The 26,388-nt window shown below is 69.5% G+C and carries 25 protein-coding genes and 1 pseudogene; 8 read left to right on the forward strand and 18 right to left on the reverse strand.

What is annotated here, in order from left to right:
• Window positions 1–132 precede the first annotated feature (132 nt).
• Window positions 133–237 (reverse strand): annotated as a pseudogene (locus GGR66_RS03420) (class I SAM-dependent methyltransferase); the annotation flags it as partial.
• 127 nt (window positions 238–364) lie between these two features.
• Window positions 365–1,126 carry a bifunctional demethylmenaquinone methyltransferase/2-methoxy-6-polyprenyl-1,4-benzoquinol methylase UbiE gene (gene ubiE / locus GGR66_RS03425; RefSeq protein WP_152243601.1) on the reverse strand — a complete coding sequence of 254 codons (762 nt, stop codon included), beginning with the start codon at window positions 1,124–1,126 and terminating at the stop codon, window positions 365–367.
• A 112-nt stretch (window positions 1,127–1,238) separates the two neighbouring features.
• Between ubiE and GGR66_RS03430 the strand changes: the two genes are divergently transcribed.
• The 3 genes from GGR66_RS03430 to GGR66_RS03440 all read left to right on the forward strand — a co-directional run bounded on the left by GGR66_RS03430 (window position 1,239) and on the right by GGR66_RS03440 (window position 4,571).
• Entirely contained in the window at window positions 1,239–1,694 is a 456-nt protein-coding gene (locus GGR66_RS03430; protein WP_184447212.1) for a nucleoside deaminase, read from the forward strand.
• A 249-nt stretch (window positions 1,695–1,943) separates the two neighbouring features.
• Entirely contained in the window at window positions 1,944–3,131 is a 1,188-nt protein-coding gene (locus GGR66_RS03435) for a heparan-alpha-glucosaminide N-acetyltransferase domain-containing protein (protein WP_184447213.1), read from the forward strand.
• Between the two features lie 75 nt (window positions 3,132–3,206).
• On the forward strand, window positions 3,207–4,571 hold the full coding sequence (locus tag GGR66_RS03440) for a DUF2252 family protein (RefSeq protein ID WP_184447214.1): 1,365 nt from the start codon (window positions 3,207–3,209) through the stop codon (window positions 4,569–4,571).
• 374 nt (window positions 4,572–4,945) lie between these two features.
• Here GGR66_RS03440 and hslU read toward each other — a convergent pair whose 3' ends face one another.
• The 9 genes from hslU to GGR66_RS03485 all read right to left on the reverse strand — a co-directional run bounded on the left by hslU (window position 4,946) and on the right by GGR66_RS03485 (window position 12,949).
• A complete protein-coding gene (gene hslU, locus GGR66_RS03445; RefSeq protein WP_184447215.1) occupies window positions 4,946–6,313 on the reverse strand; it encodes an ATP-dependent protease ATPase subunit HslU in 1,368 nt (455 codons plus the stop codon).
• A gap of 99 nt (window positions 6,314–6,412) precedes the next feature.
• Window positions 6,413–6,964, reverse strand: a complete 552-nt coding sequence (gene hslV / locus GGR66_RS03450) for an ATP-dependent protease subunit HslV (RefSeq protein WP_048491055.1) — start codon at window positions 6,962–6,964, stop codon at window positions 6,413–6,415.
• A 48-nt stretch (window positions 6,965–7,012) separates the two neighbouring features.
• Window positions 7,013–7,243, reverse strand: a complete 231-nt coding sequence (locus GGR66_RS03455; RefSeq protein WP_184447216.1) for a DUF3079 domain-containing protein — start codon at window positions 7,241–7,243, stop codon at window positions 7,013–7,015.
• A 109-nt stretch (window positions 7,244–7,352) separates the two neighbouring features.
• Window positions 7,353–8,363: a tyrosine recombinase XerC gene (xerC, locus tag GGR66_RS03460; protein WP_255421557.1), complete on the reverse strand. Its 1,011-nt coding sequence runs from the start codon at window positions 8,361–8,363 to the stop codon at window positions 7,353–7,355.
• The gene (locus GGR66_RS03465; protein WP_184447217.1) at window positions 8,360–9,025 is read right to left on the reverse strand and encodes a DUF484 family protein; all 666 of its coding nucleotides are present in this window, start codon (window positions 9,023–9,025) and stop codon (window positions 8,360–8,362) included. Before GGR66_RS03465 ends, xerC begins: the two co-directional genes overlap by 4 nt.
• Window positions 9,022–9,876, reverse strand: coding sequence for a diaminopimelate epimerase (gene dapF, locus GGR66_RS03470; RefSeq protein WP_184447218.1), 855 nt, complete (start codon window positions 9,874–9,876; stop codon window positions 9,022–9,024). Before dapF ends, GGR66_RS03465 begins: the two co-directional genes overlap by 4 nt.
• Window positions 9,869–10,120, reverse strand: a complete 252-nt coding sequence (locus GGR66_RS03475; protein ID WP_017914634.1) for a lipoprotein — start codon at window positions 10,118–10,120, stop codon at window positions 9,869–9,871. Before GGR66_RS03475 ends, dapF begins: the two co-directional genes overlap by 8 nt.
• A 57-nt stretch (window positions 10,121–10,177) precedes the next feature.
• Window positions 10,178–10,558, reverse strand: coding sequence for a YbaN family protein (locus GGR66_RS03480; RefSeq protein ID WP_160969749.1), 381 nt, complete (start codon window positions 10,556–10,558; stop codon window positions 10,178–10,180).
• A gap of 300 nt (window positions 10,559–10,858) precedes the next feature.
• The gene (locus GGR66_RS03485) at window positions 10,859–12,949 is read right to left on the reverse strand and encodes a S9 family peptidase (RefSeq protein WP_184447219.1); all 2,091 of its coding nucleotides are present in this window, start codon (window positions 12,947–12,949) and stop codon (window positions 10,859–10,861) included.
• A gap of 449 nt (window positions 12,950–13,398) precedes the next feature.
• Here GGR66_RS03485 and GGR66_RS03490 point away from each other — a divergent pair, with 449 nt between their 5' ends.
• Window positions 13,399–14,610: a pyridoxal phosphate-dependent aminotransferase gene (locus GGR66_RS03490; protein ID WP_184447220.1), complete on the forward strand. Its 1,212-nt coding sequence runs from the start codon at window positions 13,399–13,401 to the stop codon at window positions 14,608–14,610.
• 38 nt (window positions 14,611–14,648) lie between these two features.
• On the forward strand, window positions 14,649–15,131 hold the full coding sequence (locus tag GGR66_RS03495; RefSeq protein ID WP_184447221.1) for a GNAT family N-acetyltransferase: 483 nt from the start codon (window positions 14,649–14,651) through the stop codon (window positions 15,129–15,131).
• A 133-nt stretch (window positions 15,132–15,264) separates the two neighbouring features.
• Here the strand turns inward: GGR66_RS03495 and GGR66_RS03500 are convergent, their stop codons facing one another.
• On the reverse strand, window positions 15,265–17,370 hold the full coding sequence (locus GGR66_RS03500; RefSeq protein ID WP_184447222.1) for a prolyl oligopeptidase family serine peptidase: 2,106 nt from the start codon (window positions 17,368–17,370) through the stop codon (window positions 15,265–15,267).
• Between the two features lie 67 nt (window positions 17,371–17,437).
• Window positions 17,438–17,737, reverse strand: a complete 300-nt coding sequence (locus GGR66_RS03505; protein ID WP_184447223.1) for a hypothetical protein — start codon at window positions 17,735–17,737, stop codon at window positions 17,438–17,440.
• A 167-nt stretch (window positions 17,738–17,904) separates the two neighbouring features.
• Between GGR66_RS03505 and GGR66_RS03510 the strand changes: the two genes are divergently transcribed.
• A complete protein-coding gene (locus tag GGR66_RS03510) occupies window positions 17,905–18,450 on the forward strand; it encodes a lipocalin family protein (RefSeq protein ID WP_237475431.1) in 546 nt (181 codons plus the stop codon).
• A 234-nt stretch (window positions 18,451–18,684) separates the two neighbouring features.
• The gene (locus tag GGR66_RS03515) at window positions 18,685–19,101 is read left to right on the forward strand and encodes a helix-turn-helix domain-containing protein (protein WP_160969735.1); all 417 of its coding nucleotides are present in this window, start codon (window positions 18,685–18,687) and stop codon (window positions 19,099–19,101) included.
• 254 nt (window positions 19,102–19,355) lie between these two features.
• Here the strand turns inward: GGR66_RS03515 and GGR66_RS03520 are convergent, their stop codons facing one another.
• Window positions 19,356–20,327, reverse strand: coding sequence for a YafY family protein (locus GGR66_RS03520; protein WP_010341069.1), 972 nt, complete (start codon window positions 20,325–20,327; stop codon window positions 19,356–19,358).
• A 181-nt stretch (window positions 20,328–20,508) separates the two neighbouring features.
• Between GGR66_RS03520 and GGR66_RS03525 the strand changes: the two genes are divergently transcribed.
• On the forward strand, window positions 20,509–21,303 hold the full coding sequence (locus GGR66_RS03525) for a DUF481 domain-containing protein (protein ID WP_160969733.1): 795 nt from the start codon (window positions 20,509–20,511) through the stop codon (window positions 21,301–21,303).
• Between the two features lie 371 nt (window positions 21,304–21,674).
• Here GGR66_RS03525 and hemC read toward each other — a convergent pair whose 3' ends face one another.
• The 4 genes from hemC to mdoH all read right to left on the reverse strand — a co-directional run bounded on the left by hemC (window position 21,675) and on the right by mdoH (window position 26,146).
• Window positions 21,675–22,598, reverse strand: coding sequence for a hydroxymethylbilane synthase (gene hemC / locus GGR66_RS03530; protein ID WP_160969731.1), 924 nt, complete (start codon window positions 22,596–22,598; stop codon window positions 21,675–21,677).
• A 58-nt stretch (window positions 22,599–22,656) separates the two neighbouring features.
• Window positions 22,657–23,388 (reverse strand): LytTR family DNA-binding domain-containing protein, encoded by a 732-nt coding sequence (locus GGR66_RS03535; RefSeq protein ID WP_184447224.1) that lies wholly within the window; start codon window positions 23,386–23,388, stop codon window positions 22,657–22,659.
• 103 nt (window positions 23,389–23,491) lie between these two features.
• A complete protein-coding gene (locus tag GGR66_RS03540) occupies window positions 23,492–24,157 on the reverse strand; it encodes an alpha/beta hydrolase (protein WP_184447225.1) in 666 nt (221 codons plus the stop codon).
• A 39-nt stretch (window positions 24,158–24,196) separates the two neighbouring features.
• Window positions 24,197–26,146, reverse strand: coding sequence for a glucans biosynthesis glucosyltransferase MdoH (mdoH, locus tag GGR66_RS03545; protein ID WP_184447226.1), 1,950 nt, complete (start codon window positions 26,144–26,146; stop codon window positions 24,197–24,199).
• Window positions 26,147–26,388: the final 242 nt, after the last annotated feature.

Genomic DNA, 26,388 nt, shown 5'->3' on the forward strand with positions numbered 1-26,388 from the left:
ACGGCAGTGCGGCGCACGTTGACGAATCCCGAATCCCCAATCGAAGCGGGGATTGGGGATTGGGGATTCGCAGCAGCGAACAGCCGGCGCGCTTACGAATCCCGAATCTTCAATCCCCAATCCCGGCTCCACTCAGAAGTGGATCGCCACGATACCGCCGGCAAGGTTCTTGTAGTGGCTGCGGGCGAAGCCGGCTTCTTCCATCCTTGCCTTCGCGTCCTGCGGCGAATGCTTGCGCCGGCATCGTCGTATCGCGCGTCGGGACTGAAGTCCCTCCCACAAGGACTACCCAGCGCCGCGATCGGTCAGCAACCGATCGCCCGCTCTTGCGAATCCCCAATCCCGATTCCCAAATCCCGGCTTCTCAGATCTTGTAGCCCGAATGGATCGCCACGATCCCGCCGGTGAGATTCTTGTAGTGGCTGCGGGCGAAGCCGGCCTCTTCCATCATCGCCTTCAGCGCGTCCTGCGGCGGATGCTTGCGGATGCTCTCGGCCAGGTACTGGTAGCTGTCGGCGTCCTTGGCGAACAGTTGGCCCAGGCGCGGCAGCACCTTGAACGAATGGAAGTCGTACAGCGGCTTGAACCAGTCGGCGGTGACTTCGGAGAACTCCAGCACCCGCGCCTGGCCGCCGACCTTGAGCACGCGGTACATCTCGCGCAGCGCGGCGTCCTTGTCGGTGACGTTGCGCAGGCCGAAGGCGATGGTCACCAGGTCGAAGCTCTGGTCCGGGAACGGCAGCGCCTCGGCGTTGCACTGCACGTAGTCCAGGCCCGCGACCAGGCCGCGGTTGGTGAGGCGGTCGCGGCCCACCGAGAGCATGCCGGCGTTGATGTCGCCCAGCACGATCTCGCCATCGGCGCCGACCCGGTCCTTCAGCAGCGCGGCGATGTCGCCGGTGCCGCCAGCCAGGTCGAGCACGCGGTCGCCCGGCTTGACCTGCGCGGTGGCGACGAAATAGCGCTTCCAGACCCGATGGATGCCCATGCTCATCAGGTCGTTCATCAGGTCGTAGTTGCCGGCGACCGAAGTGAAGACCTCGCCGACCAGCTTCTGCTTGTCCTTGGCGGCGACGTCGCGGAAGCCGAAATGGGTGGTGCCGGATTTGTAGGGGGATTCGCTCATGCCGGGATTATCGCACCGCCGGCCGCTCCGTGCCGGTGAAGCACCGCCCGGGATGACAGCCGCCCGCCGCCTGCGCCAGACTGCCAGCCACTCCCTTTTCCCCGGCCCTCCCATGCTGACCACGCCCGACTACCGCGCCCTGCTCGACACCGCCATCGCCGAAGCCCGCCAGGGCCTGGCCGAAGGCGGCATCCCGATCGGCGCCGCCCTGTACCACCGCGACGGCCGCCTGCTCGGCTGCGGCCACAACCGCCGCGTGCAGGAAGGCGACCCGTCGGTGCACGGCGAGACCGACGCCTTCCGCAAGGCCGGGCGCCAGCGCCGCTACCGCGACACCATCATGGTCACCACCCTGGCGCCGTGCTGGTACTGCAGCGGCCTGGTGCGGCAGTTCAACATCGGCACGGTGGTGGTCGGCGAATCGGTGACCTTCCAGGGCGGCATCGACTGGCTGCGCGAGAGCGGCGTGGAGGTCATCGACCTGCACAGCCAGGAATGCATCGACCTGCTCGGCGGCTTCATCGCCGCGCACCCGGAGGTGTGGAACGAGGACATCGGCGAGGACTGAGCGGCCCGCCGCGGGCGCCGGCGCGGCGCACCGAGCACCACGCCGCCGCCGTCAGGCCCGCAGGCGAACCAGGCGACGCCGACCGCCGCCGCCACGCCTGGCGCATCCACCCGCCCACCCACCCACGCGTGCCGGCGCAGCGCCGGCAGCCCTGCGCTGCCATGGCCTGAGCCCCCACGCCAGTCGCGCCGGGAATTGCCCTGCCACTCGAGTGTTATATTGTTTCAAAATCAACGCCGATCGCACCGCATGCCGTCTGTTGCCCTCGCTTCGCCCACTTCCCTCGCCGTTTCCGCAACGCCGGCCGCGCGGCTAGCCTCGATCGACCTGCTGCGCGGCACGGTGATGCTGCTGATGCTGCTCGACCACGTGCGCGAGACCTTCTACCTGCACCACCCGGTCGGCGACCCGATGGAGGTGGAAGGCACGGCGCCGGCGCTGTTCGTCGCGCGCACCCTTGCCCACCTGTGCGCACCGGTGTTCGTGTTCCTGACCGGCCTGTCGGCCTGGCTGTACGCCGCGCGGCAGGCCGACGGCCGCGCGGCGGCCGCCCGCTTCCTGCTCAAGCGCGGCCTGTTCCTGATCGTGCTGGAGCTGACCCTGGTCAACCTGGCCTGGAGCGGCGCCTTTCCGCCGCAGGCGCTGTACCTGCAGGTGATCTGGGCGATCGGCCTGAGCATGCTCGCCCTGGCCGCGCTGCTGTGGCTGCCGCGGCCGGCGCTGGCCCTGCTGGGCGCGGCGCTGGTCGCCGGTCACCACCTGCTGGACGATGTGCAGGTGCGGGGCGACGGCCCGCTCGCGGCCGTCTGGGCGGTGCTGCACGACCGGCGCTGGCTGGAACTGGGCGAGCTGCGCCTGCGCACCTCCTACCCGGTGCTGCCGTGGATCGGGGTGATCGCGCTCGGCTACGCCGCCGGCCCCTGGTACGGCGCCGCCACCGACCCGGCGCAACGCCAGCAGCGCTTGCTGGCCTGGGGGCTGGGCGCGCTGGCCGGGTTCCACCTGCTGCGCTGGCACAACGGCTACGGCGATGCGCCCTGGCAGGTGCAGGACGACCTCGCGCATACCGCGATGAGCTTCTTCAACGTCACCAAGTACCCGCCGTCGCTGCAGTTCCTGCTGCTGACCCTGGGCGTGGGCCTGCTGTTGCTGCGGCTGTACGAACACCCCGCCGTGGCCCGCACGCTGGCGCCACTGGCGGCGATCGGCGCGGCGCCGATGTTCTTCTACCTGCTGCACCTGTACGTGCTGAAGCTCGTCTACCTGGCCGCGCTGGCGCTGTGGGGCGCCAACCAGGGCGATCTGTTCGGCGTGGACAGCGTGGCCGCGCTGTGGGCCATCGCCGCCTTGCTGGGACTGGCCCTGTACTGGCCCACCGCCGCGTTCGCGCGGCTGAAGGCACGGCGCCGCGACCTGGCCTGGTTGCGCTACTTCTAAGCTGCGATGGTTCATCTGCGTGCAATGCAGGCGTGGTCGACTGCCGGTTCCCTCGTCCGCGCCCGGAGATCTGCGATGTCCACCCGCCTGCCGCAGTTGCTGCTGATCGGCCTGACCCTTGCCGCCTGCGCCGGATGCGCGACCGCGGCAAGCAAGCGCGACGCCTGGGTGGTGCAGCAGATCCACGACTACAACCATCCCTACGCCGCGCAGCGTGCCGAGCTGGACACCAAGATGGCGACCATGGCCACCAGCGCCTACGCCTTCTACCGCGGCACCGACCACATTTTCTATCAGGACATGACGACCCTGCCGGGTTCGCTGTGGACCTCGCCGCAGACCGGCTACACCTGGCTCGGCGGCGACACCCACCTCGGCAACTTCGATGCGGCACGCGACAGCAGCGGCAAGGCGGTGTTCCAGGTCGCCGACTTCGACGAAGGCCACCTCGGCCAGTATGTGTGGGACCTGCGCCGGCTGGCCGCGAGCATGGTCCTGGCCGGCCGCGACAACGGCCTGTCCGACAGCGACATCGGCGACGCCATCGACACCATGGTCGGCGCCTACCTGGACAAGATCGCCGATTTCCGCGGCAGCGACGCCGAAGCAAGCTTCCAGTTGAGCAAGCGCAACACCAGCGGCGCGGTCGCCAAGATCATCGACGGCGCCGACGGCAAGAGCCGCAGCAGCCTGCTGTCCAAGTACACGGTGGTCAGCGGCGGCAAGCGCCAGTTCCAGGACCTGGACAACCTGGTCGCGGTGGACGCCGGCACCGCCTCGGCGGTGGCCACGGCGATGAACGGCTACATCGGCTCGATCGCCGCGTCCAAGCGCTATGCGGCCAGCTACTACAGCATCAAGGACGTGCGCCAGAAGCTGGGCTCGGGCACCGGCAGCCTCGGCCGCCTGCGCCTGTACGTGCTGATCGAAGGCCCGAGCGCGTCGACCAGCGACGACGTGATCCTGGAATGGAAGCAGGAAGCGGCCAGCGTGGTCGCGGTGGCCGCGCCGTCGCAGATGCCGGCCTCCACCTACGACAACAACGAGGGCGCACGGGTCGCGCGCACCGCCAAGGCGCAGACCATCGACGCCGACGTGCTGGTCGGCTACGCCAGCGTCAACGGCACGCCGTTCTATGTGCACGAGAAGTCGCCATTCCAGCAGGACCTGGACCCGACCGCGCTGGACAGCGCCGGCAAGCTCGCCACCGCCGCCACCTACCTGGGCCAGGCCCTGGCCTCGGCGCACGCGCTGGCCGACCAGGACTACGACCCGAACGTGGTGCCCTACAGCATCGACAAGCAGATCGATCAGGCGGTCACCAGCAAGAGCGGCCTGAAATCGGAACTGCGCCAGTTCGCGTTCGACTACGCCGCGCAGGTACAACTGGACTGGCAGTCGTTCGTGGCCGCGTACAAGGCGGGAACGCCGCTGTATTGAGTTGGCCGGGTGCGAGGTGACACACGCGCTGCGCGGTTTTGCGGCGGGCCTACGCGGCGGAACCGCGTCTTGTAGGAGCGGCTTCAGCCGCGGAGGCGTTACCGGGAAGACCCGGTCGCGGCTGAAGCCGCTCCTACGACAGCACTACCCATTTTCGGCACGTGTAGCCATGCGTCGAAGGCAGGCCCGCAAGCACAATGGCTGCAGCACGCAGCTCTTGTAGGAGCGGCTTCAGCCGCGACGAGGCGTTACAGGGAAGGCTTGGTCGCGGCTGAAGCCGCTCCTACGACGCGCGCGATGTAGGCGCGACGTAGGGATCAGGTGCACAGCGGCAGGCGCAGGTAAGGCGCCTGCCGCTGTAGATCGCGCTGGCTTTACAGGATGTACCGGCTCAGATCCGGATCCTGCACCAGCTCGCCCAGGTGCGCATCGACATAGGACGCGTCCACGGTGACGCTCTGCCCGTCGCGGTCCGGGGCTTCGTAGCTCAGCGTGTCGAGCAGACGCTCGAGCACGGTGTGCAGGCGCCGCGCACCGATGTTCTCCTGGCGCTCGTTGACCAGGAACGCGATCTCCGCCAGGCGCGCGATGGCGTCGTCGGTGAAGCGCAGGCCCACGCCCTCGGTCAGCAACAGCGCCTCGTACTGCTTGGTCAGCGCCGCCTTCGGCTCGGTGAGGATGCGGATGAAGTCGTCCTTCGACAGCGCCGACAGCTCCACGCGGATCGGGAAACGGCCCTGCAGCTCCGGAATCAGGTCGCTGGGCTTGGCCAGGTGGAACGCGCCGGACGCGATGAACAGGATGTGGTCGGTCTTGACCGTGCCGTACTTGGTGCTGACGTTGGAGCCTTCCACCAGCGGCAGCAGATCGCGCTGCACGCCCTCGCGCGAGACATCGCCACCGGTGGCGCCGGCCTCGCTGCGCTTGGCCACCTTGTCGATCTCGTCGATGAACACGATGCCGTGCTGTTCGCAGGCCTCGATCGCCGCCGCGCGCACGTCGTCCTCGTTGACCAGCTTGCCGGCCTCTTCCTCGATCAGCAGCGGCCGCGCGGCCTTGATGGTCAGCTTGCGCGACTGCGACTTGCCGCCGCCCAGGTTGGAGAACATCTGCCGCAGTTGCTGGCCCATTTCCTCCATGCCCGGCGGGGTCATGATGTCCATGCTGACGTTGACCGCGACATCCAGCTCGATCTCGCGCTCGTCCAGCTCGCCTGCGCGCAGCATGCGTCGGAACTTGCTGCGGGTGTCGTTGTCCTGCGCCGAGGGTTCGTTGCGCGCGGCTTCCGGATCGAAGCCGATGCCGGCGCTGCGCCGCGGCAGCAGCGCATCCAGGATGCGGTCCTCGGCACGCTCCTCGGCCTGCGTGCGCACGCGGGTCTTGGCCTGCTCGCGGTACAGCTTGACCGCGGTGTCGGCCAGGTCGCGCACGATCTGCTCCACGTCCTTGCCGACGTAGCCGACCTCGGTGAAGCGGGTCGCCTCGACCTTGACGAAGGGCGCGTTGGCCAGCGTCGCCAGGCGCCGCGCGATCTCGGTCTTGCCGACGCCGGTGGGGCCGATCATCAGGATGTTCTTCGGCATCACTTCGTTGCGCAGCGCGTCGGGCAACTGCATGCGCCGCCAGCGGTTGCGCAGCGCGATCGCCACCGCGCGCTTGGCCTCGTGCTGGCCGACGATGTGGCGGTCCAGCTCCTGCACGATCTCGCGCGGGGTCATGGTGGAAGTGTCGGGATTGGGCATTGGGGATTGGGGATTCGTAAAAGCGGAGGAGGAATGATCGATGCGTGGCCGGAGACCGGGAGGGAGCCGCTCAGCGAACCCCCACTCCCGACTCCCGAATCACAGCTCTTCGACCACCACGTTGCGATTGGTGTAGATGCAGATGTCGCCGGCGATGTTCAGCGCTTCGGTGGCGATGGTGCGCGCGTCCAGCGTGGTGTGGCCGAGCAGCGCGCGCGCCGCCGACAGCGCGTAGGAACCGCCGGAGCCGATGGCGATGATGCCGTCCTCCGGTTCGATCACATCGCCGGTGCCGCTGATGATCAGCGAGGTCTCCTTGTCGGCCACCGCCAGCAGCGCCTCGAGCTTGCCGAGGCGGCGCTCGGTGCGCCAATCCTTGGCCAGCTCCACCGCGGCGCGGGTCAGCTGGCCGTGCTTCTCCAGCTTGGCCTCGAACAGCTCGAACAGGGTGAACGCATCGGCGGCGGCGCCGGCGAAGCCGGCCAGCACCTGGCCCTCGCGGCCGAGCCGGCGCACCTTGCGCGCGTTGCCCTTCATCACGGTGTGGCCCAGGGTCACCTGGCCGTCGCCGGCCACGGCGACGCGGCCATCGCGGCGCACCGACAGGATCGTGGTGGCGTGGAAAACATTGGGGTTCTGACTGGGATCCATGCGGCCTCCGGAGCGATGACTCAGGTGTGGGGGCTGGCGACGCGCGGTTCAAGCGTCGTCGATCGCGGACGGGTCATCGCCGAGCCGGGCATGCGCCGGCCGCGCCGGATCGGCGGCGATGCCCCAGGCGACGTGCCAGTCCTCGCCCTGGGTTTCGATCGGGTGCAGGGTGCGCCCGGCGCCGTTGCCGCAGGCCAGATCCTGTGCGGCGCAATAGCGGTCGCAGCCCCAGCACAGCCGTTCGGGATGGCGCGGCGCCAGCGGAAAGGGTTTGGCCATCGGGGAGCCCTCGCGACGTGGGAGGGCAGTGTCGTCCTGCGTGCGCCGGCGCGCCTTGATCCAGAACAAGCGCGGGTGCGGCAGCGGCCGTACGCCCGCGATTCCGCGATCAGGACTTGCGCTTGGCGCGCGGGTGCGCCGCGTCGTAGACCTTGGCCAGGTGCTGGAAGTCCAGGTGCGTGTAGATCTGCGTGGTGGCGATGTCGGCATGGCCGAGCAGTTCCTGCACGCCGCGCAGGTCGCCCGAGGATTCCAGGATGTGGCTGGCGAAACTGTGCCGCAGCATGTGCGGATGCACGTGCTTGAACAGGCCCTGGCGCCCGGCCAGTTGCTTGATCCGGATCTGCACTGCACGCGCGCCGATCGGCGCCCCGCCGCGGCCCGGGAACACCGACGCGGCGGCCTCGCCTTTGCTTTCCTCGCGCCACGCCAGCAGCGCGGTGCGCGCATGCGAGCCGACCGGCACCAGCCGCTGCTTGTTGCCCTTGCCCAGCACGCTGACCATGCCGGCGACGAAATCCAGATCGCGCCAGCGCAGTGCGCACAGCTCGCTCAGGCGCAGGCCGGAGGAATAGAACAGCTCCAGCAGCGCGCGGTCGCGCAGGCCCAGCGGCGCATCGGTCGGCACTTCGACCAGGCGCACCGCCTCGTCGGCGTCGAGCACCTGCGGCAGCTTGCGTGGTGCCTTCGGTGCGCGCAGTGCCGCCGCCGGGCTGGCGGCGATATGTCCGTGCTTGAGCAGCCACGCGTAGAAGCTGCGGCACGCCGACAACCGCCGCTGCAGGCTCTTGGGCGACAGTCCGCGACGGTGCTCGGCGGCGATGAAGTTGCGCAGTTGCGCGGCATCGAGCGCGGCCGGTTCGCCGAGCAAGTTGGCCGCGGCCCATGCCGACAAGGCGGCCAGGTCGCGCCGGTACGCATCCAGGGTATGCGCGGACATGCGCCGCTCGACCTGCAGGTAGGCGAGGAACCGCGACTCGGGACTCGGGACCCGGGACCCGGAAGACGCGGCCTCGTGCGCAGCGCCGACAGTCTCCTTCCCAGCCTCATGGACGGCAGTCCCGGTTGCGGCTTCTCCCCGGGTCCCGGGTCCCGGATCCCGAGTCCCGGCCCCACTCATCGCTGCAACGCCACCGCCAGCGCCTCGCCCATCATGCGCAGGAACAAGGTGCCCATGCCGGGATAGAACCGGTTCGGGTCGCGGCTGCCGACCGCGATCAGGCCCAGGCCGGGCAGCGGCAGCAGCGCGGTGGATTGCACCTCGTCCACGCGCTCGCCGTACAGCAGCGCCTGCTTTTCCGGTTGCAGGCGGCCGCAGATCGGCTCGCCGTCCTTCAGGCAATCGCGGAACGGCGCCAGCCGCGGATCGTCGGCCGCCAGCACCTGCAGCCACGGCGCCTGCTCCAGGCCGGGCAAGGGCTGCAGCAGCACGATGCTGACCAGGTCGCCCTGGAAATCCTCCTGCAGCGAGGCCGCCATCGCGCGCACGCTGTCGGCGGCGCTGCGCTGGCGCATCAGCGCCAGGGTCAACTGATGGGTGCGCACCGCCAGCCGTTCGTTGACCTGGGCATTGGCGGCCAGATCGGCCAGCCGCCGCGACAGTTCGCGGTTCTTGTCGCGCAGCACTTCCAACTGGTAGCTGGCAAGCGACGCGGTGGGGCCGTCGTCGCGTGGCACCACCAGAGTCAGCGCCAGATCGGGAAACTGTTTCAGGAAGCCAGGATGGCGCCGCAACCACGCCGCCACCTCATGTGCACCGAGCTTGTCGTGGCTGTCGCTCATCGGATCCATTCTCCATCGAAGACGAACGTCGCCGGCCCGGACATCACCACCGGTGCGGTGTCGTCCGGCCACTGCACGCGCAGTTCGCCGCCAGGCAGGCTGACGCGTACGTCGCGCTCGACCCGACCGCGCTGCATCATCACCGCCGCCGCCGCGCAGGCGCCGCTGCCGCAGGCCAGGGTCTCACCGACGCCGCGCTCGTACACGCGCAGGCGCAGGTGGCCACGGTCGATCACCTGCACGAAGCCGACGTTGACCGAATCCGGGAACGAGGCGTGCTGCTGCAGCAACGGGCCCAGGCGGTCCACCGGCGCCGCATCGACCAGGCCCACTTCCAGCACCGCGTGCGGGTTGCCCATCGACACCGCGCCGAAGCGCACGCTTCCGCCCTGCAGCGGCAACACGTACTCGTCGCGCGCGCGCGGAAAGCCGACCAGCGGCACGTCTTCCGGCGCGAACCGCGGCACGCCCATCGCCACGGCGAATTCACCGTCGGCACTGCGGGTGATGTGGTGGCTGCCGGCGGGGCTTTCGATCACGAAGTCCGCGCCGCTGGCACTGCCGTCGCGTACCAGCCAGGCGGCCACGCAGCGCGCACCGTTGCCGCATTGCCCGGCAGCGCTGCCATCGGTGTTCCAGATGCGATAGCTGGCGACCGCTGCGGCATCGCGCGGCGGTTCGATGGTCAGGATCTGGTCGCAGCCGACGCCGAAGTGGCGGTCGGCCAGGCGGACCGCCAGTGCGGCGTCCGGCGGCGGGGTGCCGTCGCGCAGGTCGAGCACCACGAAATCGTTGCCCGCGCCCTGCATCTTGCTGAAACGCAGGCGCGCGTCGTGGCGGGCCTCACTCATTCCCATTGGTGGGCATGGTGGTGTCGTTGGCCGGCGGGCGCTGCCCGTCCACCGGCTGCGCCTGCCCGGCGGGATCGGTGGTCGCCGGCGGCGTCGCGTCGGGCGCGGGCGTGGCGGGCGCGGCTTCCACCGGGACCGGCTTCTGCGGCATCACCAGCGGCCCCTTGTTGCCGCAGCCGGCCAGGGCCAGCAACGCAGCGGCGGAGAGAACGAGACGGATCGGAGAAGAGGACGATGTGCTCATGCGCCGAGTATAGCCACACCGGCATGAACCGGCTGTGCCGCGCGCGCTGCGGCGCACTCACTCGCGCGGCGGTTCGGGCCGCCACCACAGCCACAGCGCCACCGCGCTCATGCAACCGATCGCCAGCACCTGCACCCACGGCCGGTGCACGAACAGCAGCAGCACCAGCGCGCACGCGGCCATGGTCAGCGTCGCCATCCACTTGCCGCGGCGGCTGACCGCGCCATGCCGTTCCCAGTCGCGGATGCTGCGGCCGAAGCGCGGATCGCGCAGCAAGCGCCGGCGCAGCCGCGGCGAGCCGCGCGCGGCGGCGTAGGCGGCGATCAGCACGAACACCGTGGTCGGCAAGCCCGGCACGAAAATGCCGACGATGCCGGTCGCCAGGCTGGCATAGGCCAGCAGCCACCAGGCCCAGCGGAAACGGGAGTTCGGACGCATCGCGCCATCATAAGCCCGCGTCGGCGCGTACTGGCGTCGATCCGACTACTGACGCGACCGCCGGACGCGTGCAGCAACGGCTGTAGGAGCGGCTTCAGCCGCGACGGGCGTTACCGGTAACGCCGTCGCGGCTGAAGCCGCTCCTACGACCGCAGTCTTTCGTGGTCGCTGGAGCACACCGTTGGTCGCGAAGAAAGACGTCGCCGGCCGATCGGACTTAGGCGCAGCCGGGACCGGCGCCCATCCCGCACAACATCAGCGCCATCGGCCGGCCCGCAGGCCAGCCGACGCGCGCCGCACTCACTTGGCCGGTTGCTCCACGCCCAGTTGGTCCAGCATGAAGGCATAGGACTCGGCCATTTCGCGGTAGCGACGGAAGCGGCCGGACTTGCCGCCGTGGCCGGCTTCCATGTTGACGCGAAACACGATCGGCTGGCTGCCGGTGTCGTTCTCGCGCAGCTTGGCCACCCACTTGGCCGGCTCCCAGTACTGCACCTGCGAATCCCACAGGCCGGTGCCGACGTACATCGCCGGGTAGGCCTGGCGGGCGACGTTGTCGTAGGGAGAGTAGCTGAGCATGTAGTCGTAGTACGTCTTCTGCTCGGGATTGCCCCACTCGTCGTATTCGTTGGTGGTCAGCGGGATGCTCGGGTCGAGCATGGTGGTGACCACGTCCACGAACGGCACCTGCGCCACCAGCACGCGGTAGTCCTTGGGCGCCATGTTCGCCACCGCGCCCATCAGCAGGCCGCCGGCGCTGCCGCCGGCCGCGGCGACGCGGTCCGGGGCGGCGTAGCCCTGCTGCACCAGCCCGCGGGTGACGTCGATGAAGTCGGTGAAGGTGTTCTTCTTGTGCAGCAGCTTGCCCTGGTCGTACCAGTCGCGGCCCATTTCCTGGCCGCCGCGGATGTGCGCGATGGCGTAGACCACGCCGCGGTCGAGCAGGCTCACCACCGGCAGGTTGAACGCGGGGTCGGTGGACATGCCGTAGCTGCCGTAGGCGTACTGGTACAGCGCGGCGCTGCCGTCCTTCTTGAAGCCCTTCCTGTAGACCAGCGACACCGGCACCTTGACCCCGTCGCGCGCGGTCACCCAGACGCGTTCGGTCTGGTACTTGCTGGCGTCGTAGCCGATCACCGGCTGCTGCTTGAGCAGCTTGCGCTCGCCGGTGCGGGTGTTGAGTTCGTAGGTGGTGGCCGGGGTGGTCAGCGAGGTATAGCTGTAGCGCAGCCACGGCGTGTCCGCCTCGGCGTTGATCGACAGGCCCATCGAATACGCCGGCTCGTCGGCCTTGACGTACTCCTCCTTGCCGTCGGCGAAGTGCAGGCGGATCCGCTCCAGGCCGTCGGAGCGCTCAGCGATGGCGGTGAAGCCGTCGAACAGCTCGAAGCCGTCGATGAACACCTTCTCGTCGTAGGGCAGCCAGCTCTGCCACTGGTTGCGCGAGGTGGCGCCGTCGGGCGCGGTCATCAGCGCGTAGTTCTTGGCCTTCCAGTTGGTGCGGATCACCCAGCGGCCGTCGAAGTGGTCGGCGTGGTACTCGACATCGCGCTCGCGCGGCGCCAGCACGGTGAAGCGCTGCGGATCGGCGGCCGGCGCGTAGCGCTGCTCGGAGGACACGGTGCTTTCGACGCCGATGACGATGTACTTGTCGTCGCGGGTACGGCCCACGCCCATGTAGAAGCTGTCGTCCTTTTCCTCGTAGACCAGCGTGTCCTGCGCGGCCGGGGTGCCCAGCACGTGCTTCTTGACCCGCACCGTCAGCAGCGTCTCCGGGTCATTCTCGACGTAGAACAGGGTCTTGTTGTCGTCGGCCCAGACCACGTCCGGCGACACGCCGGGAATGCGGTCGGCGTAGACCTCGCCGGTGTCCAGGTTCTTGAAGCGCACCACGTACTGGCGGCGGCCCACGTCGTCCTCGGTCCAGGCGAGGAGGCGATTGTCCTGGCTGACCGCCGCGTCGCCGACGCTGAAGTAGCCCTTGCCGGCAGCCATGGTGTTGACGTCGAGCAGGATCTCCTCCGGCGCCTCCATGCTGCCCTTGCGGCGCGCCTGGATCGGGTAGTCCTTGCCGCTCTCGTAGCGGGTGTAATACCAGTAGCCGCGCTCGCGGTACGGCACGCTGCTGTCGTCCTGCTTGATGCGGCCGACGATCTCCTGGTAGAGCGTGTCTTCCAGCGGCTTGAGCGGCTTCAGCACCTGGTCCGCGTAGGCGTTCTCGGCATTGAGATAGGCCAGCATCTGCGGATTCTTGCGCGCGTCGTCGCGCAGCCAGTAGTAGGCGTCCTGGCGGACGGCGCCGAACGGCGCCTTGACCGCGTGCGGCTGCTTGGCCGGATGCGGCGGGGTCGCCGCGGCGGCGGAGGCGGAGGAAGCGAAGGAGGCGGTCATGAGCAGGACAAGGCTCGCTAGCAAGGGGCGGTGAGGCATCTAATGGGGCTCCGGCGGCGGTAACGCAACGGGACGCGTCGCCCTGGCCGGGCGGCGGCAGCGGGCGGGCGCCGCGCAGTGCCGGCCGAGTCTCCCTGCAACGCCGCGCCGTGGCAAGCATGTCGGGCAACGCGTGCGATGCGGCGTGGGATGCGGTGGGTCGGGCGACCTGCGGCGCGGCGATGGCATTGCGGCATACGACCTTTCGCGCCAAGGCGAATGGCGCCGTGCAGCGGAAGATAGCGTTCGCGGCGAGGCCACGCATGACACGCCGACCGCTGCGCGCGCCCCGCTGCACGACCGCTCCGCCCGGGTGCAGCGCACACGGTGTGTCGGCATGGCACAGCCGTTTCGCAGTCCGCTCGATATCGCTAACACGCGCGAAAGCACGCTCCTCTATCATCGGCGGCATGGCTTCCCTTCCCGGCAACACCTTCAACGCCTCGCCCGCCGCGCCTGGCTACAGCCAGCGCAGCCGCGAGATCGAACCCTTCCACGTGATGGCGCTGCTGGCCCGCGCCAACGAACTGGAACACGCCGGCCACGACGTGATCCACCTGGAGATCGGCGAGCCGGACTTCACCACCGCCGCGCCGATCGTCGCCGCTGGGCAGGCCGCGCTGGGCGCCGGCCATACCCGCTACACCGCCGCGCGCGGCCTGCCCGCCCTGCGCCAGGCGCTGGCGGATTTCTACCGGCAGCGCCACGATGTCGACCTGGACCCGGCACGCATCCTGATCACCCCCGGCGGCTCCGGCGCACTGCTGCTGGCCAGCGCGCTGCTGGTCGATCCCGGCCGCCACTGGCTGATGGCCGACCCCGGCTATCCGTGCAACCGCCACTTCCTGCGCCTGGTCGAAGGGTCGGCGCAGTTGGTGCCGGTCGGCCCGGACAGCCGCTACCAGTTGACCCCGGACCTGCTGCAGCGGCACTGGAACGCGGACAGCGTCGGCGCGCTGGTGGCGTCGCCGGCCAACCCCACCGGCACGCTGCTGTCGCGCGCCGAACTGGCGGCGCTGTCGCAGACGCTGCACGCCCGCGGCGGGCACCTGGTGGTGGACGAGATCTACCATGGCCTGAGCTACGGCATCGACGCGCCCAGCGTGCTCGAGGTCGACGACGACGCCTACGTGCTCAACAGTTTCTCCAAGTACTTCGGCATGACCGGCTGGCGCCTGGGCTGGCTGGTGGCCCCGCACGCAGCGGTGCCGTCGCTGGAGAAGCTCGCGCAGAACCTGTACATCAGCGCGTCCAGCATCGCCCAGCACGCGGCGCTGGCCTGTTTCCTGCCGGAGACGCTGCAGATCCTGGAAGCGCGCCGCGCCGAATTCGCCCAGCGCCGCGACTACCTGCTGCCGGCGCTGCGTGCGCTCGGCTTCCGCATCGAGGTCGAGCCGGAGGGCGCGTTCTACCTGTATGCCGACGTGTCCGATTTCACCGACGACGCGCAGGCCTTCTGCGCGCACTTCCTCGAGACCGAGCATGTCGCATTCACCCCGGGCGTGGATTTCGGCCGCCACCGCGCCAGCCAGCACGTGCGCATCGCCTATACCCAGAGTCTGCCGCGGCTGGAACAGGCCGTAGCGCGGATCGCGCGCGGGCTGTCGCGCTGGGCGCGCTGAGGCGGCCAGCCGCACTGGGAAGCGACTGGAGCCCCCTCATGCTCACCTATCGCGAAGCCACCGCATCCGATCTGCCCGCGATCTGCGCGCTCGGCGAGGAAGTCAATGCACTCCACCATGCGGCGTCCCCCCACATCTTCGCTGGCCCAGGCGCCGCGGACCGCGATGCGGCGCACTGGAAGCGCAGCATCGGCCAGGACGATGCCACCACCTTCGTCGCCGACGCGCAGGGCATCCTCGTCGGCTTCGTCACGGTCGGCATCGTCGTGGAATCGCACTCATTGCTGCAGCCCATGCGCTTCGGCCGCGTGGGCAGCGTGGGCATCACCCGCAGCCATCGCGGCCGGGGCATCGGCCCGGCGCTGATGCAGCGCGCGCACGACTGGGTGGCGCGACGCGGCGGTGTCGAAATGCGTCTGAACGTCTGGGCCTTCAACAGGCACGCGCTGCACGTGTATGAAGAACTGGGCTACGACGTGCGTTCGCTGACGCTGGTCAAGCCGTTGACCGACGACGTCTGAGCATCCACTGCGGCAACGCCGACAGTGCCGGCGCGTTCATTGATGCCGCGCATTGCGCGCGGCTCGATCGTTCACTGCTGAGACGCCAACCAGGCGATGGTCCGCGCCCCGACCGGAACGCGGACCACACCACTCACTTGGACAGCCGCTCCCACAGGAAGCTGTACGCCAGCGCCTGCATGTGCGCCGCCTGCGCGTTGTTGGCCGCGCCGCCATGACCGCCTTCGATGTTCTCGTAGTAGGTCACGTCCTTGCCGGCGTCGATCATCTTCGCCGCCATCTTCCGCGCATGGCCCGGGTGTACGCGGTCGTCGCGGGTGGAGGTCAGGAAGATCACCGGCGGATAGGTCTTCTTCGGATCGAACAGGTGGTACGGCGAGAAGGTCTGGATGAACTTCCAGTCGTCGGTGTCCGGGTTGCCGTACTCGGCCATCCACGACGCACCGGCCAGCAGGTGGCTGTAGCGCTTCATGTCCAGCAGCGGCACCTGCACCACCACCGCGCCGAACAGCTGCGGGTACTGCATCAGCATGTTGCCGGCCATCAGCCCGCCGTTGCTGCCGCCCTGCACGCCCAGGTGCTTGGCCGAGGTGATCTTGCGCGCGACCAGGTCCTGCGCCACCGCCGCCATGTCCTCGTAGGCCTTGTGCCGGTTCTGCTTCAGCGCCGCCTGGTGCCAGCGCGGGCCATACTCGCCGCCGCCGCGGATGTTGGCCAGCGCGTACACGCCGCCCTGGTCGAGCCAGGCGCGGCCGAGGCTGCCCGAGTAGAACGGGGTCATCGAGATCTCGAAGCCGCCGTAGGCGTACAACAGGGTCGGTGCGCTGCCGTCGGCCTTGAGCTGTTTGGGCCGGACCAGGAAGTACGGCACCTTGGTGCCGTCCTTGGACACGGCGAAGTGCTGCTCGATCGCATCCTTGGACGCGTCGAAGAAGCTCGGCATCGCCTTCAGGGTCTCGATGCTCTTCGGCCCGCGCTGCACGTCGGCCAGCATCAGCGTGGTCGGGGTCAGGAAGTCGGTGGAGGTCAGCCACACCTGGTCGTTCTCGTCGGCATCGACCGCGTCGACGCTGGTGCTGCCGAAGGCCAGGTCGCCGACCGGGAACGGCGCGCGCGCCCACTCGCCCTCGCCCGGGGTCAGCACCCACAGCCGGCTCTTGACGTCGTCGAGCACGTTCAGCACCAGCCGCGACTTGGTCCAGGCGAAGGACGCCAGCGACGCGGTCTCGGTCGGCGTGAACAGCACCTGGAAGGTGCGCTTGCCGGCCATGAAGTCGTCGAACTTGGTCGCCAGCAGCGCACCGGCCGGGTAGGTCGTGCCGCCCACCGTCCACGGATCGCGCAGCTCCAGGGTCAGCCACTGGCGGTGCACGCCCTTGTTGGCCGAGTTGGGCACGTCGATCTTGGTCAGGCGGCCATCGGCGCCGCGCAGGTACATCTCGTCGTTGTAGAAGGCCAGCGTGCGGCTGACGAAATCGCGCTCGTAGCCGGGCGTGTCGTCGTGCATCGCAGCGATGTACATGTCGTCCGGCTTGCCCTCGTAGACCAGCGTGGCGCTGCTCATCGGGGTGCCGCGCTTCCACTGCTTGACGATGCGCGGGTAGCCGGAGCTGGTCAGCGAGCCGGGGCCGAAGTCGGTGTACAGGTAGACGGTATCGGCATCGATCCAGCTCAGCCCGCCCTTGGCCTCGGGACGGAAGAAGCCGTCCTTGATCCATTGCTTGCTGCTCAGGTCGAACTCGCGGGTGACGTCGGCGTCGGCGCCGCCGCGCGACAGCGCGATCAGGCAGCGGCGGTATTCCGGGCGCAGGCAGTTGGCGCCATGCCACACCCAGTTCTCGCCCTCGGCCTTGTTCAGCGCGTCCAGGTCCAGCACCGTCTCCCACTTCGGCTCGGGCTTGCGGTACTCGTCCAGGGTGGTGCGGCGCCACAGGCCGCGTTCGTGCGCGCGGTCCTTCCACAGGTTGTAGTAGTACGGGCCGATCTTCTGCACGGCCGGGATCTTGGCGTCGGAATCCAGCACCTCGCGGATGCCGGCCTCGCGGGCCTTGAAGGCGGGGGTGTCGGCCAGGCGCGCCTCGGTCTTGGCGTTCTGCGCCTTGACCCAGTCCAGCGCCTTGGTGCCGGTGACGTCTTCGAGCCAGGCGTAGGGGTCTTGGGGCATCGCGGTTTCCTTGGCCGCGGCGGTGCCGGCGGCGAGCAGGCCGGCGATCAGGCAGGCGTGTGCGAGTGAGGACATGGTTCGGATCCGGGAAGGACAGCGCCGCACCGTAGCACGCAGCATCGCCGCCCTCCCCTGCCGAAGGTCAGGCCGGGCGCGCGCTCCGCAGCGCCGGCCGGCGCCGCCGCGCCTGCGCCCGCGGCCGGGCCCGCCATTGCCCCCACAGGCGGCGCAGCGGCGGCAACGGGAAGCGATGCAGGGCCCACCAGGCGCTCAGCGGCATGCCCAGCAGCCACAGCGGCCGCCAGCCCAGCCATTCGCTGTGGCCGCGCGCGGCCGGCCACACCAGGACCAGGGCGAGCCCGGCCAGGATCGCCTGGCGCAGCAGGCGACGCAGGCCGGGGTGCGGGAGGTGGGTGCGCGGGGACGACGGGACGATCGGCATGACGGCAGCTCCTGGAAGTCGAGGCGCGCAGGGTGCCGCCGCGACATCTCAGGGGCTGCGACGCACCATTGACATGGCGCACGCGCATACTTCATCGGCGTTCGCCCTTCGCCCCGGAATTCCCTATGCGCCTGCTTTCCCTGTTCGCTTCCGTGCTGCTGCTGGGCATGGCCGTCCCGTTGCCGACGGCCCGCGCCAAGGCGCCGGACCCGGAACAGGAGCCGGCGCAGCCGCCGATCGACCTGCAGCGCTTCATGGGCCGCTGGTACGTGATCGCGCACATCCCGTATTTCGCCGAGCGCGGCCACGTCGCCAGCAGCGACGAGTACACCCTCGAGGAAGACGGCAAGATCGCAGTGCGCTACGAGTACCGCAACGGCTTCGACGAGCCGGTCAAGGAGCTGAAGTCGCGCGCCACGGTCAAGGAAGGCACCGGCAACCGCCGCTGGACCACCTGGTTCTTCAGGATGGTGCCCACCAAATACCGCATCCTGGAAGTGGCGCCGGACTATTCCTGGGCGCTGATCGACTACCCCGGCCGCGACCTGGCCTGGGTATTCGCGCGCTCGCCGAACATGAGCCACAAGCAGTACCGCGAGCTGGTGGACAAGCTGGACCACCAGTACGGGGTCAATATCGACAAGCTCAAGCGCGTGGCGCAACACCGCGACCAGGTCGGCAAGCTCGGCTTCGAAGTGCCGAACAAACCCTGAGGCGGCTCACGACCAAGGCCGGTCGCGACGCGGCCGGCTGCCTGCGCTGCGGCAAGCCGGCGTGCCTATCCGTCATTCGGGCCGCATCAAGCAGCGGTACTGCCAGCACAAGCGCCATGAACGTCATGGCGCCACGGACGGCCTGCACCGAACCATCGATCATCCGTCGCTCAGCGAAGCGCCCGGCGCGGCCCGTATGATCGGGGCGCCCTCCCCCACAGACAGGTGCACCGCTTGGCCAGCGTCCTCTCCGACCCTCTCGACGAAGCACCGCGCGGCTGCGCGGACGCGACCCTGCTGCGCGGCCAGGTGTTCGCGCAGAACTGCCCGTCCCGCGCCGTGCTCAGCCATGTCACCAGCCGCTGGGGCGTGCTGGTGCTGGTGGCGCTGCGCAAGGGCACCCACCGCTTCGGCGACCTGCGCCGCAGCCTGGAAGGGGTCAGCGAAAAGATGCTGTCGCAGACCCTGCAGGCGCTGGAGGCGGACGGCCTGGTGCAGCGCACCGCCTACCCGGTGGTGCCACCGCACGTGGAATACGACCTGACCCCGCTCGGCGAGGAAGCGGCCGCGCACGTGCATGCCTTGGTGGACTGGATCGAGCGCAATATCGGCGTGATCCTCGGCGGCGGCGCGCCGCTGGATGCGGCATAGAGCGCCCACATCCCGGCCGCGACGGGCATTGGCGGTAACGCCCCGGTCGCGACTGAAGCCGCTCCTACAACAGACGCTGTGTCATGTGGACCAGGATGCATCCAGCCCACTGCGATGCATACCTCGGCGACGACGCATTCTGGACGCGAGGCGGATCACCCGTAGGAGCGGCTTCAGCCGCGACACGCTGGGCAAGTGACGCCCGTCGCGGCTGAAGCCGCTCCTACAGAAATCGCGTCGCCGGCAACGGCGCCTCAATCGTCGCTGTAGTTGCTCAGCGCCAGCGACAGCAGCGCCTTGGCCTGTTCGCGCAGCGAGCGCGGCTCCACGATCTCCGCATCCGAACCGTAGTGCAGCACGTCCATCAGCAGCTCGCGCGAGACGCTGTAGGGCACCTTCAGTTCGTAGCGGCCATCGGCCAGGAAGCGGCCCTGCTGCTTGGAATGCCAGTGCTCGTCGGCGACCCAGCGCGCCGCCTTGGGACTGAACACGATGGTGGCCCAGCCCTTGGGCGCGCCGGAGAAGATGCCGTAGCTGGCGGCCAGTTGCGAATCCAGCTCGGCGTCGGCCACGTCCTGCGCCGGCTGGTCGAGCAGGCGCGCATGGTTGATGCGGTCCACCGCGAAGCTGCGCACCGCGTCGCGGCCATGGTCCCAGGCGTCCAGATACCAGTTGTCGCGGTAGTGGGTGATGCGCTGCGGCGACACCGTGCGCTTGGTCGATTCATCGGTGGAGCGGGCGCGGTAGTCGAAGGACAGGCGCTTGCGCTCCAGCACCGCCGAGGCGACGGTGCGGAAGCTGGCTTCGTCGAGCTTGCGGCCGCGGTGCGGGATCACCCGCACCCGCTCCACCGGCCAGTGGGTCGCGCCGGCCTGGGCGGCGAGCAGGCTCTCGATGCGCTGCTGCAGCGGCGCCAGCACCGAGGACAGCACTCCGCCGCCGGTGCGCGCCAACAGTTGCTGCGAGGCCAGCAGCGCGTGCAGTTCCTCCGAACTCAGCCACAGCCCCGGCAACTCGAAGCGGTCGCTCTCGCCGGATTCGTAGCGGAAGCCGGCCTCGCCATCGCCCTCCACCGGCGCCATCAGCGCGTCGCGCAGGAAGGCCAGATCGCGGTAGACGGTGGCGCGGGAGCAGCCCAGTTCGTCCTGCAGCCGCGCCACCGTGACCGGATAGCGTGCGGACTTGAGCAGGCGGTGCAGTGCGTTGATGCGTTCGTAGCGGTCCATGGCCTCGATTATGTCTGAGTCGCGGGCGGAAAACGCCTGCCCGACGCGGCTGCCGGCAGGACGCCCTAACCGGCGATGAAGCCGGGGGCCGGCGCCGGCCAGGGTGTCATGTGGATCCGGTATGATGAAATCGTTTCCATTTCGTTAGCCGAAGGCTGCGTCCCCCACCCCCGGAGAAGCCATGTCCCGCCGTGCCACCCTCGTATCCGCCATCGCTTTGTTGCTGCTGAGCACGTCCCCGGCCTGGGCCGCCGACGTTGCGACCTCACCGACAGCCACAGACCCGGCCAGTTCGCCGTGGAGCGGATCGGGCGAACTGGGCTTCGCCTCCTCGCACGGCAACAGCAGCAACGAAAGCCTCAACGGCCGGCTCAAGGGCCAATACGTGGACGGCGACTGGATCCACAGCCTGGACCTGCTGGCCCTGCACGCCAGCGCCGAGTACGTCGACACCAATCCCGACGGCACCACCACGCGCAAGCGCCAGACCACCTCCAACCGCTACACCGGCAGCGCCGGCAGCGCGCTGCAGCTCGGCGAGCACCGCCAGCTGACCGCCTCGCTGCGCTACGAGCGCGACGACTTCGCCACCTACGACCGCCTGGCCACGATCGGCATCGGCTACGGCACCCGGATCATGGACGGCGACCGCCGCAGCCTCGACGTGCAGATCGGCCCCGGCGTGCGCCGCGCCCACGACGTGGTCGAGAACCGCAACGAGACCGGCCTGATCGGCCGCGGCCTGGTCGACTTCAAGTACGGCCTGACCAGCAACACCGAACTGGGCAACACCCTGCTGGTCGAATCCGGCGCGTACAACACCTTCGCGCAGAACGACCTGGGCATCTCGGTGAGCATGAACGAGCGCCTGGCGCTGAAGGCCGGCTGGCAGGCGCGCTACAACAGCGACGTCAGCGTCGACAAGAAGAAGACCGACACCCTGGCCACGATGAACCTGGTCTACAAGTTCAAGTGAGCCGGGATTGGGGAGTGGGGATTCGGGATTGGAGCACGGCGGTGCGACGAGCCGCCACGCTGCAGGGCTGACCCGTTGACCGCTTCTCGTAGGAGCGCTGCAGCCGCGCCCCGCCAGCACAGAATGGCGGTGGCGCGCAGAGACCAAATGTCTCACCTGTAGCAGCGGCTTCAGCCGCGACAGGCCTTCCCGGTAACGCCCGTCGCGGCTCAAGCCGCTCCCGCACGTGCACAACCGGCACTGTCGGGATCTGCACTGTGGGAGGGACTTCAGTCCCGACGACGGAGGGTATCAGTCGGCTTTCGGCTTGGCTTGTCGCGGCTGCATGACAGTTGACTCGTACGGCGGATGGCGCGGGGCGGTGGACACCCTCAGCCCGGCAGGTCCACATCCAGCAATTCGCGCGCGCCGGCGCCGAGCAGGGCCTCGGCCACGGCTTGGCCCAGGGCCTGCGGATCCTGCGCACTGCGCTGCAGGTCGGCGCGCACCAGGCGCCCGTCGGCGACGCCGCCGACCAAGCCCTGCAGCAGCAGGTCGTCGCCACGCCATTGCGCGAAAGCGGCCACCGGCACGTGGCAACTGCCATGCAGGGCACGGTTCATCGCCCGCTCGGCCTCCACGCAGGTACGGGTCGGCGCGTCGTCGAGCGCGGCGAACAGCGCCAGTGCGGCACTGGCGTCCTCGCGGCACTCCACCGCGATCGCGCCCTGCGCCGGCGCCGGCAGCCAGTCCGGCGCCTGCAGGCGCTGGGTGATGCGTCCGTCCAGGCCCAGCCGCTGCAGGCCGGCGCAGGCCAGCACGATGCCGTCGTAGCCACCGTTGTCGAGCTTGGCCAGGCGCGTGTTGACGTTGCCGCGCAGGTCCAGCAGCTCCAGGTCCGGGCGCCGCGCGCGCAGCTGCGCCTGCCGCCGCAGCGAGGAGGTGCCGACGCGCGCGCCGAGCGGCAGCGCGTCCAGCGAGGCGTAGAGGTTGGAGATCAGCGCATCGGCCGGATCGGCGCGCGGCAGGATCGCCGGCAGCACGAACGGCGGGTCCAGCTCCATCGGCACGTCCTTGAGCGAATGCACCGCGCAATCGGCCTCGCCGCGCAGCATCGCCAGTTCCAGCTCCTTGAGGAACAGGCCCTTGCCGCCGATCGCCGCCAGCGAGCGGTCCAGGACTTCGTCGCCGCGGGTGCTCATCGGCACCAGCACTACGTCCAGATGCGGGTGCGCGCGGCGCAGGCAGGCGGCGACATGCTCGCTCTGCCACAGGGCGAGCGGACTCTTGCGGGTAGCGATGCGCAGGATCTTCATGCGCGCATTATCGCGGAAAGCCACCGCCCGCCGCTGCTGCCGCGCGATCCGGCCGGCCTCAGCGCTGGTGGATCTCCTTGCGCAGCTGCGCCACGCAGCGCCGGCTGACCTCCAGCGGCTGCTTGCCATGGCGCAGCACCGCCTGCACCTGGCCCTCGCCGAGCCGGCGCAGTTCCACCAGCTCGTGGCGCGCGACCAGGCAGTTGCGGTGGATGCGCACGAAGCGCTCGGCGAACTCCTCCTCCAGCGCGCGCAGCGACTCCTCGATCAGGTCCTCTCCGCGGGCGTGGTGCACCACCACGTACTTTTCCTCGGCCTGCAGGTAGTGGATGTCGTCGACCGGGATCAGCCGCAGGCTGCCGCGCAGGCGTGCGCACAGGTGGGTGCGCGCCTGCGGCGCCGGCGTGGCGGCCGCGCCGTTGCCGCGTCCAGCCATGAAGGTGCGGGCGCGCTGCAGGGCCGCGGCCAGGCGCTCGGCGCGCACCGGCTTCATCAGGTAGTCGATCGCCGCCGCTTCGAACGCGGACAGCGCATGCGCATCGTAGGCGGTGCAGAACACCACGGCCGGGCGCGGCTCGAACGTGGCCAGGTGACGGGCGGCCTCCAGGCCGTCGAGGCCGGGCATCGCGATGTCCAGCAGCACCAGGTCCGGCTGGGCGGCAGCGCAGGCGTGCAGCGCATCCATGCCGTTGTCGGCTTCAGCCACCACTTCCACACCGGCATGCGCGGCCAGCAGCGTGCGCAGGCGTTCGCGGGCCAGGGGCTCGTCGTCGGCGATCAATACCTTCACCCAGGTCTCCCCCGATAGGCTGGCGTGCGCTGCGGCCGATACTAGCCCCGGTTCCGGGCGCCCGCCATCGGCAGCGCACCATGCCGCCACGCGGCCGCCGTCCTCAGTTGCCGGTGATGCAGGCATCCATCCAGTCGCCCAGGTCGGCGATTTCCTCGGCGCAGACCTGATGCGCCATCGGATAGCGCCGCCACTGCACCGGCATGCCCAGCGCCTGCAGCGTCTGTGCGGTGCGCTCGGCGTAGGTCTGCGGGATCACCGGGTCGCCCTGGCCATGGGCCATGAACAGCGGCTGCTGCAGGGCCGCCGGGGCGTGCCAGCGGGCGACGCTCTCCAGTTCCGGCAGATAGGTGGACAGGCCGATCAGGCCGGCCAGCGGCCGTTCGCGGCGCAGGCCGGCGGCCAGGGTGATCGCACCGCCCTGGGAAAAGCCGGCCAGCAACAGGCGCTCGGCCGGCACGCCGCGCGCGTCCTCGCGTGCGATCAATTCCTCGACCTGGACCACCGAGTCGGCGACGCCGGCGCTGTCGGCGCGGTTGGAGAAGTCCATGCTGACGATGTCGTACCAGGCGCGCATGCGCACGCCGTTGTTGATCGTCACCGCCCGCACCGGCGCGTGCGGAAACACGAAGCGCAGCGCCGGCCAGTGCGGCCGCACCAGCTCCGGCACCAGCGGCGCGAAGTCGTTGCCGTCGGCGCCCAGGCCGTGCAGCCACAGGACGGTCCAGCGCGGCGCCGCGCCGGTCTCGTGTTCCACTGTTTCCAGCATGTCGTTTCCCGATGGAGGAGGCCGGATAGTATGCCGGCGTCAGCCCTGGGCCTGCGCCTCGGCCTCGACACGGCGTGCGGCGGCTTCGCGGCGCAGTTCGGCGGCGCGCAGCAGCACTGCCGGCGGTTGCGACTCCTCGGGTATGGCGAGGATGCGCAGCTTGCGCAGCCACAGGCCGGCGGCGCGCGAGGAACTGATCGCCACGACCGGTACCGCCAGCGCCATGCCGATCACCACCGGCGCCATCCATGCCGCCAGCGACGGCGACACGGCATAGGCCATGCCGCCCATCAGCAGACCGAACGCGCTCAGTCCGCCGTAGCTGCGCAACAGCGCCGACCACGAAATGCGGCCGTCGTCGCGCTGCTGCGCGTCCCAGCCCGAGTCCTTGCCGGCCAGCACCTCGGAGACGCCGCGCGACTGCACGTACATCACCACCGGCGCCATCAGCGCGGCCAGCAGGGTTTCCAGCAGCATGCTGACGAAGGCGCGCAGTCCGCCGCCGCAGCCGCGACGTTCGCCGGGCTTGAGCAGCATCGCGAAGTAGCCCATCACCTTGGGCGCGAGCAGCACGAACATGGTCACCGCGAACACCCAGAACACCCGCGTGGAGTCCTGCTGGTGCCAGTAGCGCGCCGGCGAGAACGGCGAGATCACCGAGGCGACCAGGTCGAAGCCGCCGTTCTGCAGCGGAATGGCGATGCCGATCAGCATCAACATGCCCCACATCGGCGCAGTGAAGTAATGGCCGATGCCGATCAGCATGTGCATGCGGCTGACCCAGTGCAGGCCGCGCGCGCGCACCACCTTGGAGTGCTGCAGGTTGCCCTGGCACCAGCGGCGGTCGCGCACCAGCAGGTCGGTCAGCGTCGGCGGGCCTTCCTCGTAGCTGCCCTGCAGGTACGGCACCATGTGCATGGCCCAGCCGCCGCGGCGCATCAACGCGGCTTCGACGAAGTCGTGGCTGAGCACGTGGCCGCAGAACGGCTTGCGCCCGGGCAGCGACGGCAGGCCGGCCTGCGCGGCGAAGGCCTCGGTGCGGATCATCGCGTTGTGGCCCCAGTAGTTGCTTTCCGAACCGTGCCACCAGGCCACACCGAACGCGATCACCGGGCCGTAGACGCGGCCGCCGAACTGCTGCATGCGCGCGAACAGGGTATTGCCGTTGACCACTTCCGGCAGGGTCTGGATCAGGCCGACGTCGGGGTTGGCCTCCATGCCGGCGGCCAGGCGCACGATGCTGTCGCCGGTCATCAGGCTGTCGGCGTCGAGGATCAGCATCTGCGGATAGGCGCCGCCGAAACGGCGCACCCAGTCGGCGATGTTGCCGGCCTTGCGCCCGGCGTTGCTGGCGCGGCGCCGGTAGAACAGCCGGCCTTGCCCGCCGACGCGCTCCACCAGTTCGGCGTACACCTTCTCTTCTTCCGCACCGATCGCCGGACGCGTGGTGTCGCTGAGGATGAAGAAATCGAAGCGCTCGATCTGGCCGGTGGCCTCCACCGACTCGTAGATCGCCTGCAGGCCGGCCATCAGCCGGTGCGGATCCTCGTTGTAGGTGGGCATCAGCAACGCGGTGCGGTTGCGCACCTGCGGCAGCGGCGCGTCCGGATCGATGCCGAGCTTGCGGCCCTTGCCGAACACCAGGGTGAAGAAGCCGGCCAGCGCGCTGACGAAGGACAGCGCGATCCAGGCGAACAGCGGGATGAACAGCACCATCAGGCAGGCTTCGAGCACGCTGACGCCGCCGATCAGCAGCACTTTGCCGATCAGCCAACTGGCGTAGGCGGTCATCGCCGCAGTGGTGCCGAACACGTAGAACCGCCGCCAGCCGATCCCGACCGGGGTGCTGGGCAGGCGCTTGTTGCGCAGCTTGCCTTCCTGCAGCGACTGCAGCGGCATCGCCAGCGGCGCTTCGGGCGGCAGGACCGCGTGGCCGGCATCCAGCGGAGCGTCGACGTGCATGGCCGATGTGGGGGCGACCGTACTCATGCGACCTGCCGACCGCGTCCGGCGCCGCAGCGCCATCGGGAAGTGCCGCGGGCGGACGGCACGGCGGATGCCGCCGCGGCCACGCGCGCCTCGTTATGTTCGCCAGTTCGTACCACGTGCTCTCCTGTCGACGGGCAAAGACGCCGGTCAATGTAAACCCTAAATAGTAAGCTTTCGCGAAGGCGACACCGGCGCGGTGGCGGCGCTGGCCGCCGATCCGTTCAGCCACGTCTTCACTCGCG

It is taken from the genome of Xanthomonas sp. 3498, from assembly GCF_014199795.1.
GTDB lineage: Bacteria > Pseudomonadota > Gammaproteobacteria > Xanthomonadales > Xanthomonadaceae > Xanthomonas_A > Xanthomonas_A rydalmerensis.